General features: G+C 56.7%; 14 protein-coding genes and 1 pseudogene. 7 read left to right on the plus strand and 8 right to left on the minus strand.

The features are described 5' to 3' along the window. Positions 1-3: 3 nt before the first annotated feature. Positions 4-1,350 carry a nucleobase:cation symporter-2 family protein gene (locus L888_RS0109100; RefSeq protein ID WP_027952662.1) on the minus strand — a complete coding sequence of 449 codons (1,347 nt, stop codon included), beginning with the start codon at positions 1,348-1,350 and terminating at the stop codon, positions 4-6. 18 nt (positions 1,351-1,368) lie between these two features. After that, complete coding sequence (gene xpt / locus L888_RS0109105) at positions 1,369-1,941, minus strand: xanthine phosphoribosyltransferase (RefSeq protein WP_027952663.1); 573 nt, start codon at positions 1,939-1,941, stop codon at positions 1,369-1,371. A gap of 195 nt (positions 1,942-2,136) precedes the next feature. Between xpt and L888_RS0109110 the strand changes: the two genes are divergently transcribed. Then, a complete protein-coding gene (locus L888_RS0109110; RefSeq protein WP_005846419.1) occupies positions 2,137-3,609 on the plus strand; it encodes a flotillin family protein in 1,473 nt (490 codons plus the stop codon). A gap of 168 nt (positions 3,610-3,777) precedes the next feature. Here the strand turns inward: L888_RS0109110 and L888_RS0109115 are convergent, their stop codons facing one another. The 3 genes from L888_RS0109115 to L888_RS0109125 all read right to left on the minus strand — a co-directional run bounded on the left by L888_RS0109115 (position 3,778) and on the right by L888_RS0109125 (position 5,314). Beyond that, positions 3,778-4,128, minus strand: coding sequence for a MarR family winged helix-turn-helix transcriptional regulator (locus tag L888_RS0109115; protein WP_005846418.1), 351 nt, complete (start codon positions 4,126-4,128; stop codon positions 3,778-3,780). Between the two features lie 6 nt (positions 4,129-4,134). After that, positions 4,135-4,644, minus strand: coding sequence for a thioredoxin (trxA, locus tag L888_RS0109120; RefSeq protein ID WP_156924994.1), 510 nt, complete (start codon positions 4,642-4,644; stop codon positions 4,135-4,137). Positions 4,645-4,858: 214 nt separating this feature from the next. Next, a complete protein-coding gene (locus L888_RS0109125) occupies positions 4,859-5,314 on the minus strand; it encodes a peroxiredoxin (protein WP_005846416.1) in 456 nt (151 codons plus the stop codon). 232 nt (positions 5,315-5,546) lie between these two features. Between L888_RS0109125 and rfbB the strand changes: the two genes are divergently transcribed. The 3 genes from rfbB (at position 5,547) to L888_RS0109140 (ending at position 8,910) form a co-directional block, all read left to right on the plus strand. Continuing rightward, on the plus strand, positions 5,547-6,686 hold the full coding sequence (gene rfbB, locus L888_RS0109130) for a dTDP-glucose 4,6-dehydratase (RefSeq protein WP_005846415.1): 1,140 nt from the start codon (positions 5,547-5,549) through the stop codon (positions 6,684-6,686). Positions 6,687-6,705: 19 nt separating this feature from the next. Beyond that, complete coding sequence (locus L888_RS0109135) at positions 6,706-7,761, plus strand: mannose-1-phosphate guanylyltransferase (protein ID WP_027952665.1); 1,056 nt, start codon at positions 6,706-6,708, stop codon at positions 7,759-7,761. Between the two features lie 117 nt (positions 7,762-7,878). Continuing rightward, positions 7,879-8,910: a type I phosphomannose isomerase catalytic subunit gene (locus L888_RS0109140; RefSeq protein ID WP_027952666.1), complete on the plus strand. Its 1,032-nt coding sequence runs from the start codon at positions 7,879-7,881 to the stop codon at positions 8,908-8,910. Positions 8,911-8,915: 5 nt separating this feature from the next. On the opposite strand, the gene L888_RS0109145 is transcribed toward L888_RS0109140, so the two are convergent. Both L888_RS0109145 and L888_RS0109150 read right to left on the minus strand, forming a co-directional pair. Next, positions 8,916-9,962, minus strand: a complete 1,047-nt coding sequence (locus L888_RS0109145) for a DNA/RNA non-specific endonuclease (RefSeq protein WP_027952667.1) — start codon at positions 9,960-9,962, stop codon at positions 8,916-8,918. Further along, positions 9,952-10,833: a hypothetical protein gene (locus L888_RS0109150; protein WP_027952668.1), complete on the minus strand. Its 882-nt coding sequence runs from the start codon at positions 10,831-10,833 to the stop codon at positions 9,952-9,954. Before L888_RS0109150 ends, L888_RS0109145 begins: the two co-directional genes overlap by 11 nt. 316 nt (positions 10,834-11,149) lie before the next feature. Here L888_RS0109150 and L888_RS0109155 point away from each other — a divergent pair, with 316 nt between their 5' ends. Then, entirely contained in the window at positions 11,150-13,447 is a 2,298-nt protein-coding gene (locus L888_RS0109155) for a thiol protease/hemagglutinin PrtT (protein ID WP_027952669.1), read from the plus strand. Between the two features lie 215 nt (positions 13,448-13,662). Beyond that, positions 13,663-15,777 carry a DPP IV N-terminal domain-containing protein gene (locus L888_RS0109160; protein ID WP_027952670.1) on the plus strand — a complete coding sequence of 705 codons (2,115 nt, stop codon included), beginning with the start codon at positions 13,663-13,665 and terminating at the stop codon, positions 15,775-15,777. A gap of 175 nt (positions 15,778-15,952) precedes the next feature. Here L888_RS0109160 and L888_RS13525 read toward each other — a convergent pair whose 3' ends face one another. Then, positions 15,953-17,677 (minus strand): hybrid sensor histidine kinase/response regulator transcription factor, encoded by a 1,725-nt coding sequence (locus L888_RS13525; protein WP_052323295.1) that lies wholly within the window; start codon positions 17,675-17,677, stop codon positions 15,953-15,955. A gap of 373 nt (positions 17,678-18,050) precedes the next feature. Here L888_RS13525 and L888_RS14760 point away from each other — a divergent pair. Further along, positions 18,051-18,181, plus strand: a pseudogene (locus L888_RS14760) (ATP-binding protein); the annotation flags it as partial.

Here is an 18,181-nt window from a genome sequence, read left to right on the forward strand (position 1 = left end):
TTGTTAATCTTTGATGTGTATGAGTGCGTTGGAGACGATGGCGGCCAGTCCACCGGTGGTGATGCCGCTGGAGAAGATGCTCTTGATGATGGCCGGCATCTGGTCGAGAATGTTTGGAACGAGCTCCACACTCAGGCCCAGGGAGAAGCTGATGGCCATCACGAGCACGCCCTTGCGGTCTATCTTCGTGGCGGCAATGATGCGGATGCCGGCCGCTGCCACGGTGCCGAACATGAGCAGGGTGGCTCCTCCGAGCACGCTGTCGGGGATGAGCGAGAACAACTGACCCACCACGGGGAACAGTCCCAGCACGAAGAGAGCCGCGGCAATGAAGTAGCCCACGTAGCGGCTGGCCACTCCCGTGAGCTGAATCATGCCGTTGTTCTGGGCAAAGATGGAGTTGGGGAACGAATTGAACACGGCAGCCAGCATCGAATTGAAGCCGTCGGCCAGAATACCGCCCTGTGCCCGCTTCATGAATACCGGCCCCTCCACGGGCTCTCCGGAGATAAGCGAGTTGGCAGTGATGTCGCCGAAGGCCTCCACGGCGGTGACCAAATAGATGAGTCCAAGGGCTATGATGGAGCCCGGATCGAAGTTGAGGCCGTACTTGAATGGCATGGGCACGTTGACAGCCCTGGCTCCCTGAAGCCGCGAAAGGTCGATCATGCCCAGCGCATAGGCGGCCACGCAGCCGATGACGAGCCCCAGCACGATGGAGCCCATGCGCAGGTAGCGGTTGGACGAGCGGTTGAAGAAGATGATGCTCACCAGCACGAGCAGGGCCATGCCTAGGTGGGACATGGAGCCGAAGTTGCCCGCATCGACAGCCGTCTGGCCTCCACCGCAGGAGTTGATGCCGGCCTTGATGAGGCACATGCCGATGAGACTCACCACGATGCCCGACACCAGCGGGGTGATGACCTTGCGCGTGTAGGGCAGCAGCCGGCTCACGGCCATCTCGACGACCGATGCCACGAGGCAGGCACCGAAGATATAGCTCAGCGCCGTCTCCACATTCATCCTGCCGCCAGCCATGCCCAGCATGCCGGCGCCGATGATGGGGCTGATGAAAGAGAACGACGTGCCCTGGATGCAAAGCAGTCCTGTGCCCAAGGGGCCCAGTCGGCGGCACTGGATGAACGTGGCCAGACCCGACACGAAGAGCGACATGGAGACGAGAAAGCCCGTGGTCTCGAGGTCGAAGCGCAGGGCTGAGCTGATGATGAGCGGCGGCGTAATGATGGCCACGAAGATGGCCAGCAGGTGCTGCAGGGCGGCAAAGAGGGTTTCGCGAAGGGGTGGACGGTCGTTGAGTCCGTAGATAAGTTCTCGAGTTTGTTGTTCCATGATGCGATGTAGAAAGTGCTATTCCTGTTTCAGTTTGATTTGGCAATTGTCGAGCGAGTCCACCACGGCCAGGCTTTCCACGCGGTAGCCCAGCTCCTCGAGCACCCGGCGGCCGTGCTGGAACGACTTCTCGATGATGAAGCCCATGCCTTCGAGCTTGGCCCCGGCCTGTTGGCAGAGGTCGACGATGCCCTTGGCGGCATTGCCGTTGGCCAGAAAGTCGTCAATGAAGATCACGCGGTCGTCGGCCGTGAGATACTCTTTGGACACCACAACGTTGTAGTTTTTCTGCTTGGTAAACGAGAAAACCGTCGTCGACAGCATGTTGCCCATCGTCGACGGTTTCTTTTTCTTGGCAAACACCACGGGGACGTCCATCAGCAGTCCCACCATCACGGCGGGTGCAATGCCGCTGGCTTCGATGGTGACAATCTTGGTAATGTTGCACGAGGCAAAGCGGCGGATGAACTCCACGGCTACCTGCCGCATCAGGTACGGGTCCATCTGGTGGTTGATGAAACTGTCCACTTTGAGGATTCCTCCGGGCAGACTCCTGCCGTCTTTGAGGATGCGCTCTTTTAATGCTTTCATGTTGGAATAGAGTTAATGGTGCAAAAGTACGAAAAAACGGCGAAACGGGTGCCTGTGGCCGCCTTTTTTCATGTCCGGGGCACACTTTTCGCGTCCAAGCCTTGCCGCCTTGTCAATTAATGTTTACCTTTGCGGCGTAGCCTATTGGACACACCATCGATGCGTCAATACATTCAAATCTTAAAACGATAAACCATGATGTTACCCTTGATTATTGCTGCAGCCGTGGTGCTGCTTGTGTTCTTCGTGTTGGTTTCCTACGTGAAGGCACCCCCCTCGTATGCGTTCATCATCTCCGGTCTGAGCCGTGAGCCCCGCGTGCTCATCGGTTCGGGCGGATTGCGCGTGCCGTTTCTCGAACGGCTCGACCGCGTCTATCTGGGTCAGATCACGGTGGACATCAAGACCGAAGAGAGCGTTCCCACCAACGATTTTATCAACGTAGACGTGGATGCCGTGGCCAAAATCCGCGTCACGCCCAATGCCGAAGGCACGCGGCTGGCCGCCAAGAACTTCTTAAACATGACGCCCGAAGACATTGCAAACCAGCTGAAAGACTCGCTGCAGGGCAACATGCGAGAGATCATTGGCACGCTCGACCTGCGCTCGCTCAACACCGACCGTGACGGTTTCTCCGACCAGGTGTTGCAGAAAGCCACGCCCGACATGAACAAGCTGGGCATTGAAATCATTTCGTGTAACATTCAGAACGTGACCGACAAGGAGGGACTCATCCACGATTTGGGTGCCGACAACACGGCCAAAATCAAGAAAGACGCCGCCATCAACCGGGCCAACGCCGAGCGTGATGTGAAGATTCAGGTGGCCCACGCCGATAAGGACGCCAACGATGCCCGCGTGGATGCCGACACGGCCATTGCCATCAAGAACAACGAGCTGGCCCTGAAGCGGGCCGCGCTGAAGCAGCAAGCCGACACGGCACAGGCCGATGCCGACGCCGCCTACTCCATACAGCAGCAGGAACAGCAGAAGACCATCAACGCCAAGACCGTGGAGGCGCAGATCGAGAAGACGCGCCGCGAGCAGATTCTCTCGCAGGAACAGATCGTCATCAAGCAGAACCAGCTGGCCGCCGAGGTGGAGAAACAGGCCGATGCCGACAAGTATCAGATACAGAAAAACGCCGAGGCCGACCTCGAACAACGCAAGCGCGTGGCCGAGGCGCAGAAGTACGAGGCCGAGCAGAAGGCCTTGGCACAGAACGCTGCATCCGACGCAACACGCTATCAGCTGGAGCAGGAGGCCATCGGCATCAAGGCCAAGGGCGAGGCCGAAGCCTATGCCATCCAGAAGAAAGGCGAGGCAGAGGCGGAGGCCATGAACAAGAAGGCCGAGGCTTACAAGAAGTATAACAACGCCGCCATTGCCCAGATGATGATCGAGGTGCTGCCGCAGATTGTGGAAAATGTGGCCAAACCCATCAGCGCCATCAAGGATGTGAACATCTACAGCGGCGACGGACAGGGCATTTCGGCCATGAGCGGCAACGTGCCGGTGGCCATCAGGCAGGCCTTCGACGTGCTCAAGTCGGCCACGGGAGTGGATATGGCCGACATCATGATGGGCCAGTCGATCGAGGCCAAGACCACGCACAACATCAATCTGAACGGCGAGGCGCAGGACCTGGCCGAGGGATTGAAGAAATAGCACGCCGCAACGGCCGCGCGATTGCGCCGCAACGGCGCGGCGAAAAACCCGTAGCGGCGCAGCGAAAAACCCGCCAACACGATGCGATGACGGCGTTATGGTTTTGCCATAACGCCGTCATTGTTTACGGTGCACGGAGCTGCCGTTTGCAGTCCGCAGTTTTGTCGGTTACAGTGCGCGGAGCTCGGGCGGCATCTGCAGGTCGTCGCAGTGGATGCGTTCGAGCTTTTCGAGTCCGCGTGGGCCGATGTGGAACAGCTGGCAGCGGCTGTCTTCCTGGCAGGTCTGGCGCAGGATGAGCCCGTGCCGCTCCAGCGAGGCTATCACCTTGGAGGCGTTGGAGCGCGTGAGTCCCAGCTCGTCGGCAATTCGGCCGGCAAGCCGGGTCTCTCCGTCGGACAGCAGACAGAGCAGCATGGCCTCGTTGATGTTGAGTCCCGTGGCCCGTTGCAACTGCAGCTCAAAATGGGTGATGGCCCTGTAGATGTCCCTTATTTTGCAGATACATCCGTTGTCCATCGCGGCCTATTTGAGCAGTGTTTGCTTGATGGCATCCTCGAATTGGCTCTTCATCATGGCCCCGACGGCCTTCTGGGGTTGCCCGTTCTTGGGGATGAAGAGAATGGTGGGGATGGACTGAACACCGAACAGACCGGCCAGTTCCTGCTGCTGGTCTACGTCGACTTTATAGACGTCGATCTTGCCTGCATACTCTTGCGCAATCTCCTCGACCACGGGGGCTATCTGCTTGCAGGGGCCGCACCAGGTGGCATAGAAGTCGATGATGGCGGGCTTGTCGCCCTCGAACTTCCACTCCTTGGGGTTCACCTCGTAGTTCATCACGCGTTTCTTAAACTCTTCTTTGGTCAATTCTGTTACCTTCATGTTCTTTTTCTCCTTTGCTTGTTTGGCTTGTGAGGTTTGTTTTTCGGATGCGTTGGCACCGGCTTCACGGCTTTGTCCCGTGCAGGAGGCGGCTCCCAGGAGGGTCAGTGCGGCCAGCATCGCGATTCCTTTTCTTGTTATTCTTACCATGATTTCTATAATTTCCTGTGGAAAACAGTGCAAAGATAGGCAATCGTTTCGTGCCAAACAAATTTCCTTGGGAAAACAATCACTTTTCTAACGCTTGTTAACCAAACGGCGATTGAATTAACGTTTTCCAACGGAAAACGGAACGCCACCGCCCCGGCTGCAGCTTGCAACGCAACCGGGGCGGTGTGGAGTGGGGCGGCCTGGCGGGCGGAGGCTACTCGGCGGGCAGGATTTGGGCGGCGTGTTCCTTGACCTTGATTTGCCGGGGCGTGAAGATTTGGGTGACGGTGCCGTGCTCGTCGGTGACGAAAGTGGTGCGGAAAGTGCCCATGGTGGTCTTGCCATACATCTTCTTTTCGCCGTACACGCCCAGCGCGGTGACCAGCGTCTTCTCCGTGTCGGCTATCAGCGGGAAGGGCAGCTGGTATTTCTCGATGAACTTGCGGTGCGACTTCTCGTCCTGAACGCTCACACCCACCACGGCGTAGCCCAGTGCGAGGAAGCGTGTGTAGTTGTCGCGCAGACTGCAAGCCTCGCTGGTACATCCCGGCGTGGAGTCGCGCGGATAGACGTAGAGCACGAGTTTCCGGCCCTCGAAATCACTCAGTTTCACTTCGTTGCCGTCCTGGTCTCTGCCCAGAAGCTCCGGCAACCGTTGTCCTATTTCCATATTTTACATGATTAAAGGGTTGGTGTGGGCCCGCCGCGCGGGTGTCGGCGGGCGTTGTGCAAATGTACGCCAAATCCCGGAAATCCCCAAGCAAAGCCCCCGGAAAAGCGTCGCGGCGGCCGCAAATCGGCTGTTTTTCGGCCGTTTGGGCAAATAAAGCTCTGTTGAGGACGGCTAATCGGCCAAAAAGCCTTACCTTTGCACAAGTCAATTTATATCTAATTCATCAGCTATGGATTATAAGCACAGCATTCTGATTACCGGCGGAGCCGGATTCATCGGCAGCCACGTGGTACGCCTTTTCGTGAACAAGTACCCCGACTGCCGCGTTATCAACCTCGACAAACTCACGTATGCCGGCAATCTGGCCAACCTGAAAGACATTGAGGATCGGCCCAATTACGTCTTCGTCAAGGCCGACATCTGCGACTTCGACCGCATGCTCCAGCTGCTGCAACAGTATCAAGTGGACGGCATCATCCATCTGGCCGCCGAGAGCCACGTGGACCGCAGCATCAAAGATCCCTTTACTTTTGCCCGGACCAACGTCATGGGCACGCTGTCGCTGCTGCAGGCCGCCAAGCTCTATTGGGAGGGTCTGCCCGAGAAGTACGAGGGCAAGCGCTTCTATCACATCTCGACCGACGAGGTGTATGGGGCTCTGGAGCTCTCCCATCCCGAGGGCGTCGACTCGCCTTTCACCACCAAGGCCTCTTCGGAACACCATCACGCCTACGGCACCGACTTCTTCACCGAGGACAAAAAGTACCAGCCCCACAGTCCGTATTCGGCCTCGAAAGCCGGCAGCGACCACTTTGTGCGCGCGTTTCACGATACTTACGGCATGCCCACCATCGTGACCAACTGCTCCAACAACTACGGCCCCTACCAGTTTCCAGAGAAACTTATCCCCCTGTTCATCAACAATATCCGCCACCGCAAGCCCCTGCCCGTGTATGGAAAGGGCGAGAATGTGCGCGACTGGCTCTATGTGGAGGACCACGCCAGGGCCATTGATCTCATCTATCATCAGGGCAAAACGGCCGAGACTTACAACATTGGTGGGTTCAACGAGTGGAAGAACATCGACATCATCAAGGTGGTCATCAAGACCGTGGACCGGCTGTTGGGCCGACCGGAAGGTGCCGACGACGACCTCATCACCTATGTGACCGACCGGCCGGGACACGACTCCCGCTATGCCATCGACAGCCGCAAGCTGCAGCGCGAACTGGGCTGGGAGCCCAGTCTGCAGTTTGAAGAGGGCATCGAGAAGACCGTGAAGTGGTATCTCGACCACCAGGAATGGATGGATCAGGTGACCAGCGGCGACTATATGAAGTATTACGACGACATGTATCAGGGTCGGTAAGCGTTTTTACAACAGCCAGATGAATACAATGCAAAACCATGTGGTCATCATGGCCGGCGGCATAGGCAGCCGCTTCTGGCCGATGAGCACCCCGCAATATCCCAAACAGTTCATCGACGTGATGGGCATGGGCAAGTCGCTTATCCAGCTCACGGCCGAGCGGCTGGCCCCGCTGGCCCCCATGAGCAACTTCTGGGTGGTGACGAGCCGCCGCTATGTCGACATCGTTCGACAGCAGTTGCCCGGCATCCCCGAGCAGAACATCCTGGCCGAGCCCGAGCCGCGCAACACGGCTCCGTGCATTGCCTATGCCTGCTGGAAGATTCGCAGGCACCATCCCGAGGCCAACATCGTGGTGACGCCGTCGGATGCACTGGTGGTGGACACCACGGAATACCAGCGCGTCATCGGCCAGGCCCTGGCCTTTACGGCCGAGGGAAGCAACATCGTGACCATCGGCATCAAGCCCTCGCGGCCCGAGACCGGCTACGGCTATATTGCCGCATCCGGACGGCTCGACGGCAGTGAGATTCAGCGGGTGGAGGCTTTCAAGGAGAAGCCCGACGCGGCAACGGCCGAGCAATATCTGGCCGCCGGCAACTATTTCTGGAATGCCGGCATCTTCGTGTGGAACGTTTCGACCATCACCGAGGCCATCCGCCGCTACACTCCGGCACTGGCCGAGAAGATGGATGCCATGGCGCCCGACTTCTATACCGAGCGCGAGGCCGACACGCTGGCCCGCATTTTCCCCACCTGTGAGAAGATCAGCATCGACTATGCCGTCATGGAGAAGGCCGACAGCATCTTTACACTCCCGGCCGAATTCGGCTGGAGCGACTTGGGCAGCTGGGGGTCGCTGCACGCACTGCTGCCCCAAGACGCGCAGGGCAACGCCCAGGTGGGCGAGGGCATCAGTCTCTACGACAGCCGAAACTGCGTGGTGCACGCCCAGGATGCCCGTCAGGTGGTGGTGCAAGGACTCGACGGCTACATCGTGGCACTGCGCGACGGTCGGCTGTTGGTGTGCTCGCTCGACCACGAACAGCTCATCAAGGAATACTCACAAGGGTAGACAGCCGACGCAAGACATGCAAGACAACGCCTGAAACAGCATAAGGTGACACTCCATGCAGCATGGTGTGCCACCTTATTTAATAAGGTATAGATAACCGTTTAAAAAGTCAGTTTTATGGAAAACCGTTTTTATCCTTTGCTCTTTGAGCCCAACCTGCACCCCGTGGTATGGGGTGGCGACCAGATAGAAAGGTGGAAAGGACTTCCCGACAGCGGCCGACCCATCGGCGAGTCGTGGGAGGTGAGTGCCGTGCCGTCGAGTCTGAGCATCGTGGCCAACGGCGCATACAGGGGCAAGGACTTGGCCGCCGTGATAGCCGCGCACCCCGTTGAGGTGTTGGGCAGGCACGTGGCCGCCGAGTACGACAACCAATTGCCGCTGCTTGTGAAGTTTATCGACGCCCGTCGCGACCTCTCCATTCAAGTGCATCCCGACGACGAGATGGCCGCACGGGAGCATGGCAAGCGGGGCAAGACCGAGATGTGGTATGTCATCGATGCCCAGCCGGGAGCCTTTCTCTACGACGGTTTCACGCTGGCCATGCCGCAGGGCAGTCGGGAGGAGGCCGCCGCCGAATACAAGCGGCGCATTGCTGACGGCACCATCACCGAGGTGCTGGCCCGCCATGAGGTGCATGCCGGCGACGTGTTCTATCTGCCGGCCGGCCGCGTCCACGCCATTTGCAGTGGCATTCTGCTGGCCGAAGTGCAGCAGAGCAGCGACGTGACCTACCGCATATTCGACTACAACCGGCCGGGCATGGACGGCAAGCCGCGTGAGCTCCATACCGAGCTGGCTGCCCGGGCACTGAACTATCAGGTGGAAAAGGAATACCGTACGGCCTACGACTACCGTGAGGGCTGTGCCAACGTGGTGGTGGACTGTCCGTTCTTCAACGTGCGTGTGGCCGACGTGCAGGGCGAGCTCCATCGTGATTTGCTGGCGGCCGACAGCTTTGTCATAGCCATGTGCATGCGCGGCAACTGCCGCATCCGCGTGCGCCGGACGGGTGAGGAGGTGCAGCTGCGCGAGGGATTCAGCACCCTCATACCGGCTGCCACAGCCGATTACGACCTGATTGCCGACAACAAGGACGGGAGAAGCCAGGTGCTTGAAGCCTATATCGACGGCTCCAAGCACGCCTGACGCCATTATTTGAACCTGCCGCCTATCTGGCGTTGCACCGTGGCTTCGGTGCCGTCGGGCAGGTTGCAGAAGAAGTCGATGCCGGTGCGCCGCTCCAATTCGTCGATGGTGAGGTATTCTGTAGTGCTGTCACCGGCATGGGGCGACCAGATGCCGATGGCCTGATAGCCGTCGGCGGCTTTGTCATAATAGAGCAAAGCCATGTAGAACACCTTGGGCACGATGAGCCCCGCCTTGGTGTAACCCATGATGTTGGCCTCGTCGATGGTGGCCGCTTTTACCACGTAGAGGGTGTCGCCACTGCCGCTTGCCGGGGCCCACACGTTGCGCACCTTGCTCTCCAACATGGCCCACACGCCGCTGTTGTGCGCTGAAAGCTGTGGTTGCATGTTGCTCATGTAGAACGTTTGCTTGTTTTGAGCGGCCGAGCAGAGGCGGTCGCCGGAGGGGCACAAGTGCCCGCGCGTGTAGCCGCTGCCCGTGTAGTCGCTGCTCTTGGTACGGTAGGGAGCCGGGAGTGACGGGTCTTCCACGAATCCGTCCTGCCGTTTGGTGTTCTTCTGCATGTTGCCCTCGTAGAGCTCATAACAGGTCCATCGGTTGGCTTTTTTCGTGCCGTCCCACTCCAAGGAGTAGGTGATGCCATAGTCATCTGTGCGGTGCGTCACCTCGAAAGTGGTGTCCGTGCCATGGTAAAAGCGCGGAAACTCCAGCCGCCAGCCCTCGCCGTTGCGGACCAAGTCGGCTGCATCGTTGCGGTTGGTGTTGGTCGAGTCGCTGACTTCTGCCGTTGGCCAGAACTCCACCCGGCTGATTTGGGTGTACAGATAATCCTCCGAAACACCTGCGCCTACGTAGACTTTGATGCCCAACGAGTCGCCCTCCGGAGTGAGAATGACGCGTGCACTGTCTTGTGCATCGCGGTCGTAGGCAATGGTGGTGCCGGTTCGGAGTACCACGTTTTTCACTTTTTGCTCATGCTGGGCGGCCGCCTTGGGGCCGAGGGCAAGGGCCATCAGTACGATGGTAAGGTTTTTGAGCTTAGTAGACATACTTCTTTCCTTTGACAATGTAGATACCCTTGTTCATGCGGGCTGTGCCGACGCGCCGGCCGGCGAGGTCGTAGACGGTCTCGGGCAACGGCTGCACGGTGGCTGCGGGACGGATGCCCGTGCCCGTGGTCATGGCCGGATAGAAGGTGAATTGCGTCCAGTCGGGATTGCCGCGACGCGCCATGGCCTCGTTGGCGATGGGGCAGAGCAGGTGGGTACCGGCGGCCGTACCCACCACGATGCCCGAGACTTGCCACGACGATCCGGCGGCAGGGGTTTCGTAACCGGCCGTGTTCAGCGCATTGACGACGTGCACGCGGCCCGTCGCATCCTGGCCCGTCTCGCTGTCCTGAAAGACAAGACTGCGCACCGTCACCCAGTTGGAGAGGTGCCCTGACAGTTTCCCGGCTGTGACGGTCACCGGCTCTACGTTGGGCTCCGTCACGGGCTCGGCCATGGCCAGACGCGTGAGGTTGGTATGCTCGGTGCCCTTGAATACGGGCATGCTGCCGGTGCTGGTCTTCCGGCCGGTGAGGAATCCGGCCCAGTGTTGGTTGTAGGCCATGGCCGAAGTCTGCGGCAAGCCCTCCAGGCAAAGGCTTCCCGACGCATCGCGCAGGTAGACTTGGCCCCCGGCCACACAGGTGACACGGGCCCGGGCGTCGGGGGCCAGATAGAGCGTGGCCTCGGTGCCGTCGGGCAGTGCACAGAACGCAGCGATGCCGTTCACGCTGGTGACGCTTTCCGATGGCATGCTGCCGGCAGCTGCAAATACGCTGCCGGCAAAGGTGTTGGTGTGTTCAGCGACCGCAAGGCACTGGCTGGAGAGCGCCAGCAAGGCGGCCAATCCTGTTCTGAAAATGGAGTTCATTTCTCTTGTTGGGGTGAATCGTGTGGCGGGGGCACCGTGCCCCCGTTTTCCCTGCAAACTTACGAAAATAATCCGTAATCCAAGTATGCGGCCCCCACAGATGTTCTTTCACCGTTCGATTTTGGCCACTTCTTACCTCCTCTTTCCTGTCTTTGATCCACATACAGCCATGCAAATGGACGATTTCCCGCTTTTTGTTAGTACCTTTGTACCCGTCTGATTACGAATCATAAACTTAAAAAACAAGTCCGGGACATGGCGAAAGACTGGTTGCGGGCAAGAAAAGGAAACGACATTGAAATAAAATCTCAGTAAAATGAACCACAAAAACAATATCCAAAAATACAGACAGGCGCGTCTGTCCAACCGATTCGTGACTCCTTTCCGACTCTCACTTGTGTTGTCGGTGCTTGCGTTTTCGTCCCTTCTGCGGCTCCATGCCAAGCAGGTTTCGGCTCGACAAGCACTCGACATCGCACGGAAATATGTTACACTTGACCGCCGTCTGACCGCCGTTCCGAGGACTCGAGGCAACGGGCGGCCGGCAACAGAACCCTTTTATGTATTCAACGATGCACGCGGCAAGGGTTACGTGGTGGTTTCTGGCGATGACGCCATGGGCGAAATTCTCGCTTACAGTGATGCGGGAAAGCTGGACACGCTCAACGCCAATCCCGGCGCAAGGCTGTTGCTGCAGGCTTATCGTGAGCGTTTTGCGCAGCTGCAACAACAGCCAGAAGCAGCTCAATCCGTTACAACGCAACCCTCTACGCGTGCACTGCCCGGCTACAAGGCTGTGGCTCCGCTGCTGACATGCAAGTGGGATCAAGTTTTTCCATACAACAAAAATACGGGCTATCCCTACACCGGATGCGTGGCAACGGCGATGGCGCAGGTGATGTTCTACCACAAGTGGCCCGTTCAGGGACGCGGCGAAAACAGCTATACCGTAGTGTATGACAACCAAGTGAAGCATGCCGATTTCAGCCAGTCTTACTACGACTGGGGGCACATGAAGAATGTCTATAACTATTATCATCCTTCGACCGATGTGGAGAAAGACGCCGTTGCACTGCTGATGAGCGACATTGGCATCGCGACAGGGATGCAATATACAAACCGTGCGAGCGGTGCTTACAACGAACAGGCGGAAAGCGCGTGGCAGAAGCACTTCGATTACACCACCGCTTTCGTGAGGAGAGCCGATGAAGGCACGGCCGGCTTCACCGAAATCGTGCGACAGGAACTGCTCGACGGATTCCCCGTTTACCTTTCGGGCTATTATGCCATTGAGGCAGACGGACACGCTTGGGTAACCGACGGAATGGACAGCAACGGACTTTTCCATATGAATTTTGGCTGGGGCGGACAGAGCGACGGTTACTTTTCGCTCACGGCTGCCGATGTGGCGCAGAGCGGCGGTGAGTTCGGGGGACGCCCATTGTCGTTCAAGGTGGGGCTCATTGCCATTCTGACCCATCCCAACAAGCCAGGCAAGAAGATAGATCCCTCGCTGCTTGCAGACAGTCCGAAGCTAAGGTTTACCTTGGAGGGCAGTCTCACTCTGCCCGACGGACATGCCAAAACATTCGCCGTAGGGGAGATGCCAGCTGTAGAGATGGCCTACTTTATCAATAAAGGCTCCAATTTTAAAGGTGACATTGGCGTTGGCATCTTCGACATGAACGGCAAGATGCTCACCCCCTGCGCCTCAGACGACCACGCTGCAGGCGGATTCACCGATCGGGTGTTTGGGAAATACGACGATGGATACATGAAGAAAGACAACGTGATAGTCACTCCCCAGAAGATAAAAGTCAGCCTGACGGACCCTGCAAGACTGGGCGACGGCTATTATCAGCTCCTGCCCATCTGCGTGCCCAAGAGGGAAGACGGCAGCTGGGGTGAGTGGGGGCGCATGAAGTTGGCCCCGCGCATGGTGATCGAAATCAGCAACGGCAGCGTGCGCGTGGTGGAAGAAGACTTCCTCACGGCCGGATTCCAATTCGCCGAACAGCCCTCGGTAAGGCATGTCAAACCGGGAAGCGAAGAGAAAATATACTTCTCTATAAGAAACAAAAGCGGACTGGAACGCACTTGCCAAGCCAAACTCCAACTGCTCAATGCCGACGGAACCGTGGCGCTCGAAGTGCGGCGCGAGCAAAAGACCGCCTTTAGCGGATTTGATACCACCCTGTTGCCTTTCGCCGTCGACATCCCCGCCTCGTTTGCCGAGGGCCAATATCGTATCGCGATCGAATTGATCAAAGAGAACCCCATCGGCATCGACAATCCCGCAGCAGAGCGTTATGCTGTGGAAAAGCTGTATGGCAAAGACGACACTTTCCTCGACATCTCGCTGCTGCCCACCGGCATTGACAACACGACGGCCCCCGATTTTCATCTGACCCATGACGGCAACACGCTCACCCTGCAAGGTTGTCGTCTGCAATGGGTGAAGCTCTTCGACACCAATGGCCGGCTGCTCAAACATTTTCCTGCCGCCGCGCAAAACCAAGCCAGCCTCTCGATTGCCGACCTTGCGCCGGGCATATATCTTGTGCAGACAGCGGCTGACGGACATATCCGCGCTCACCGTTTTGTCAAACAATAGCATTTCTCCTGTCCCCGGCGTTGTATCGTGATAGGGAAACCCTAGAAATTATGAGTTTCAGCCGGGCTCTTGCCGCCTGTAACATTTGGATAATGAATAAAAGATACGGACACATGAAATCTTGTTTAATTGCTTTTCTGCTCGCTTCCACAGCCTTTGGCGTGTCGGCGCAGCATACAGACACCCCCGCTGCATCGGCCGCATCGGCACAGGGCATGGCCTTGACGGCAGCCTTTGAGGCCCCGACACAAGGCACTGCGGCTGATTACAACCGGGCCTATGCCCTTCGGCAGTGGTTCAGCAGGGACTCCGTGTTCCACTGGGCCCGTGACGTGGCGTGGAAAGACTCGGCGCATGTCTTCCATTACCAAGTCTCCACGCGCGATGGCCAACGCTACGTAGTCTATGATGTGGACAAGGCAAGCTCGCAGACTTACACCACTCTTGAGGATATGGAAAAGGCTCTCGGCATGCCGCCGCGCCAGCCGCGCCAGCCCGTTTACGGGCGGCGGCATCAGCGGCATTGGATGGAGGTGGACGAGGAAAAAGAAGTGATTCCCGTGCCCTCTCCAGACAGCACACGCGTTGCCTATGTCGAGGGCTACAACGTAGTGGTCTCTTCGCTCAATGCGAGGGACAACAGCGCGGCTCCCGTCCGGCAACTTACCCAGGATGGCACCATTGCCAGCTACTACAGCAACCGCATACAGTGGAGCCCCGACGGCAAATACATTTTTGTCTGCAAGCGGCGTCCTGTTGAGAAACGCTACGCTTATTATGTGGAATCGTCGCCCACAGACCAGCTGCAACCCATATTGCACAAGCAGGAATACGCCAAGCCCGGCGATGAACTGCCGCAACTTCTCCCGGTAATCATCGAAGTGGAGACGGCCAGAAAGGTGGAGGCTGATGCACACGCTTTGGAAAACCAGTATAGTCTGGACTGGATGCAGTGGACGCCCGACAGCCGGGAGGTGACGATGGAGTATAATAAGCGTGGGCACAAAACCTACCAAGTGCTTGCCATGGATGCAAGGACGGGGACGTTGCGCACGATTGTTGACGAGCGGGCCAACACCTTTGTCAACTACTCCCGCTTGTGGCGGCAGTTCATCCATGGCGGCAAGCAGCTGCTATGGACAAGCGAACGCGACAACTGGAACCACATCTACCTGTATGATATGGTCAAAGGCCGGCTTGCGGCACAGGTAACCAAGGGGGCGTGGTGCGTGCGCAGTGTGCAGCACGTAGACGAGAAAAGCGGGACGATTTACTTTTCGGCCAGCGGCGTGAACCCTAAGGAAGACCCTTATCTGATACATTATTATAAAATAGGGATGGATGGAAAGAACATGGTGTGCCTGACCCCCGAAGACGGCAACCACCATGCAGTATTCAGCTCAGACTACAAATACTTGGTCGATACCTATTCCAAAGTGGACCAAGCACCCGTGACGGTGCTGAGGGATGCGGCCAACGGAAAGCTCGTCAAGACGTTGGAGACTGCCGACATCAGCAAGCTGAAACAGCGCGGCTGGGCCGCCCCGGAAGTGTTTGCGGCCAAAGGCCGTGACGGCAAGACCGAGATGTGGGGCATCATACAGCGCCCCACGAATTTCGATCCAGCCAGGAAATATCCGGTTATCGAGTATATCTATGCTGGGCCGGGCGATGCGTACACGCCCAAGAGCTTCCAATCCCACAACTGGAACATGACTCCGCTTGCCGAGCTTGGCTTCATTGTCGTGCAGCTTGATGCCATGGGAACATCATGGAGAGGCAAGCAGTTTGAGGAGCTGTGCTATAAAAATCTGAAAGATGCCGGCTTCCCCGATCGCGAATTGTGGATTAAGGCTGCATGCAAGAAATACTTCTACATGGACTCTACCCGTGTCGGCATTTTCGGTGCGTCGGCAGGAGGGCAGGAGAGTACCACAGCAGTGCTGCTTCATGGCGATTTCTACAAGGCAGCTTACAGCAGTTGCGGATGCCATGACAACCGTATGGACAAGATTTGGTGGAACGAGCAGTGGATGGGTTATCCCGTGGATTCTGCCTACGTGGCGTGCAGCAACGTCTACAATGCCCACCGGCTTTCCCGGCCGCTGATGCTTGTAGTGGGCGAGTTGGACGACAACGTAGACCCCTCGAGCACGTATCAGGTGGTCGATGCACTCGTCAAAGCAAACAAGGATTTCGAGCTCGTGGTTCTCCCCGGTGTGCATCACACCATGGGCGAACAGTTTGGCGAGCACAAGCGTTTCGACTTTTTTGTCAGGCATCTCCTTGGCGTGGAACCGCCACGATGGGACGAAGTCAAAACAAAATAATCGTGTAATTGAGTGGTATTCTCGTAACAATATCGTCTTCACCCGTGTAAAGCAGCTTTTTTCTACTGGGGGACAAAATAGTCCCAGGCAGTCTTCCCACGATTGTGTTCATCTCCCAGTCGCTCAAGGCCTGTCTGTTGGGGTGGGTGGGCCTGTTGTCAATGGAAACCTTAAGTCATTCGCCGGAGCTCTTGTGGGCTTCATGCCCCAGCTGCAATACAGACGAAGGCGTTATTCCAAACTCTCGCTTGAAGTTCTCGCGGAAACTGCCGAGGGTTCTGAAGCCGGTAAGCATGGCCACCTCGGTGACATTGTAACGTCCCTCTTTCAACAGCTCCATGCTTCGATGCAGTTTGCGTTTGCGTACATAGGCGTTAGCGCTCATCCCCGTGAGAGCTTTCAGTTTGCGGTAGAGCGTGGATATACTCATCGCTACCTTGTCGGTGAGGAATGCAATGTCTATTTCCTCGGTGCTGAGGTTGTCGTCGATCAGTTTGTTAAGCTTGTCCAGAAAATCGCGGTCAAGCTTGCCGAGCTGTGGTTGTAGGCATTCTTCTGTCAGCTTTTCAGCCTGTGAAGCATGAGTTATGGGGTGGAGTAGGATGGTCTGTCCGCTATTGATATATTCGGCGAGCCGCCTACGTCCGGTCATGATGTTGCGTATGCGGCTTCTGAGTAGTTTTGCACTGAAAGGTTTTGTGAGGTACGAGTCTGCACCACTGTCGTAACCCTCCTCTTGAGAATCAATGCTGGTCTTTGCCGTAAGCAGTATTATGGGTATATGGCTTGTGCGTATGTCAGCTTTTAGCGTGCGCGTCAGTTCAATGCCGTTTGCCTCAGGCATCATAATATCGCTCACTATAATATCGGGAATTTGCGAGAGTGCAGTATCAATACCCTCGCGCCCGTTTATGGCCTGTATGATCTGGAAGTCGTCAGCCAGCGAGTCGTCGATATATTGGCGTATGTCGGAATTGTCTTCCACAACCAATATCATTGGCTTGTCGCGCTCTAAGTTTTCAGTCTGGACTTCTTCTTGCTTCTCTGTTTTCTTTTCTTCCGTGTCCTCTTTGTGCAACGCATCTGGGTAGTTGTCGGTTGTTGAGAGCGTGAAGGTGAAAGTGCTACCCTTGCCCTTTTGGCTTTCCACCGAGATGCGTGCATGGTGCAACTCGGCGAGCGACTTCACCAAGGCAAGGCCTATGCCTGTTCCCGACGCTTGGTGGACGCCTCCCGCCTGGTAGTAACGGTCGAAGATGTGAGGCAGCGCCTCGGCATCTATTCCGTAGCCAGTGTCTTCTACAGTGATGTTCACATTGTTATCTCTGCCTTTTCTCATAGAGAGCGTTACGCGACCACGTGGAGTGTACTTCATGGCGTTTGTCATGAGGTTGGTAACAACAGTGGTGACGACCTCAGAGTCGAAGTAGATGAGGACGATGTCGTTTAGAATGTTTATCTCAAGCGTGGTGCCCTGCTTGTCGGCCATCTCTTTGAAGCTCATGCCCACCTCTCGTATCAGTACACCCAAGTCGGCTTTTGCTACCGTGAGGTGTCGGTTCTGTGTCTCTGTCTTTCTGAATTCGAGTAGCTCATTCACCAGCCCGAGCAGCCGCTCCGCACTTGCCAGTACGCCTTTCAACCGTTTACGCAACCTGTCGGACAAACTGTTGTCGTCGGCTAAGTCCTCTATTGGCCCGAGTATGAGCGTGATCGGTGTGCGTAGCTCATGGATGATGTTTGTGAAGAAGCGCATCCGCTCCTCGTCCAGCTCCTGCCTGTGCAGGCTCTCCCATCGGCTCTGCGTTAATGAGTTTCGTATCAGCAGCTGTCTTTGATACTGCTTTAGGAAGAAAACCACGATGTGGAAAAGCCACGCGATTTTGATACTTTTGGCCAAATAATTTTGCTCCTATTGGCTAAAATATGATTGCCCCCCCCTTGGCCAAAATAATATAAATCACTTGATGCAAGTGTTGTTAGAGATTTTTTGTAGATTAGTGTACCCGAGTCCTGGTGTAGCGGGTAACTATAAAATCTATACAAATGAACAAGAGAATCAAAAGCATCTTAAGGAGTCGTCCGGAATGGGAATCAAGGAAACGTCAGATGCGTTTCACGCTTCCCGTAACACGGTTCGCAAGTATGTCCGCCTGTTCCTTTCAAGCGGAAAGAGCATTGACCAGCTTCTGTCCCTCTCCGACGAGCAGTTGCATGAGCTGTTTGGCTGTGGGGAATCCCGTCGTCGGGAACCGTCACCAAGAAAGGTTGAGGGAAAAAGCTTTCTGGCATATGCCCTCGGCCACGAGGCGTGCATAAGGGGATTCCGCACTTTCTATGCCAATGCCCCAAAACTGCTCGGGGCACTGAAAGTGGCCAAAATCAAAGGTACACTCGAGGCAGA

The sequence above is a fragment of the Hallella seregens ATCC 51272 genome, assembly GCF_000518545.1.
GTDB classification, from domain to species: domain Bacteria; phylum Bacteroidota; class Bacteroidia; order Bacteroidales; family Bacteroidaceae; genus Prevotella; species Prevotella seregens.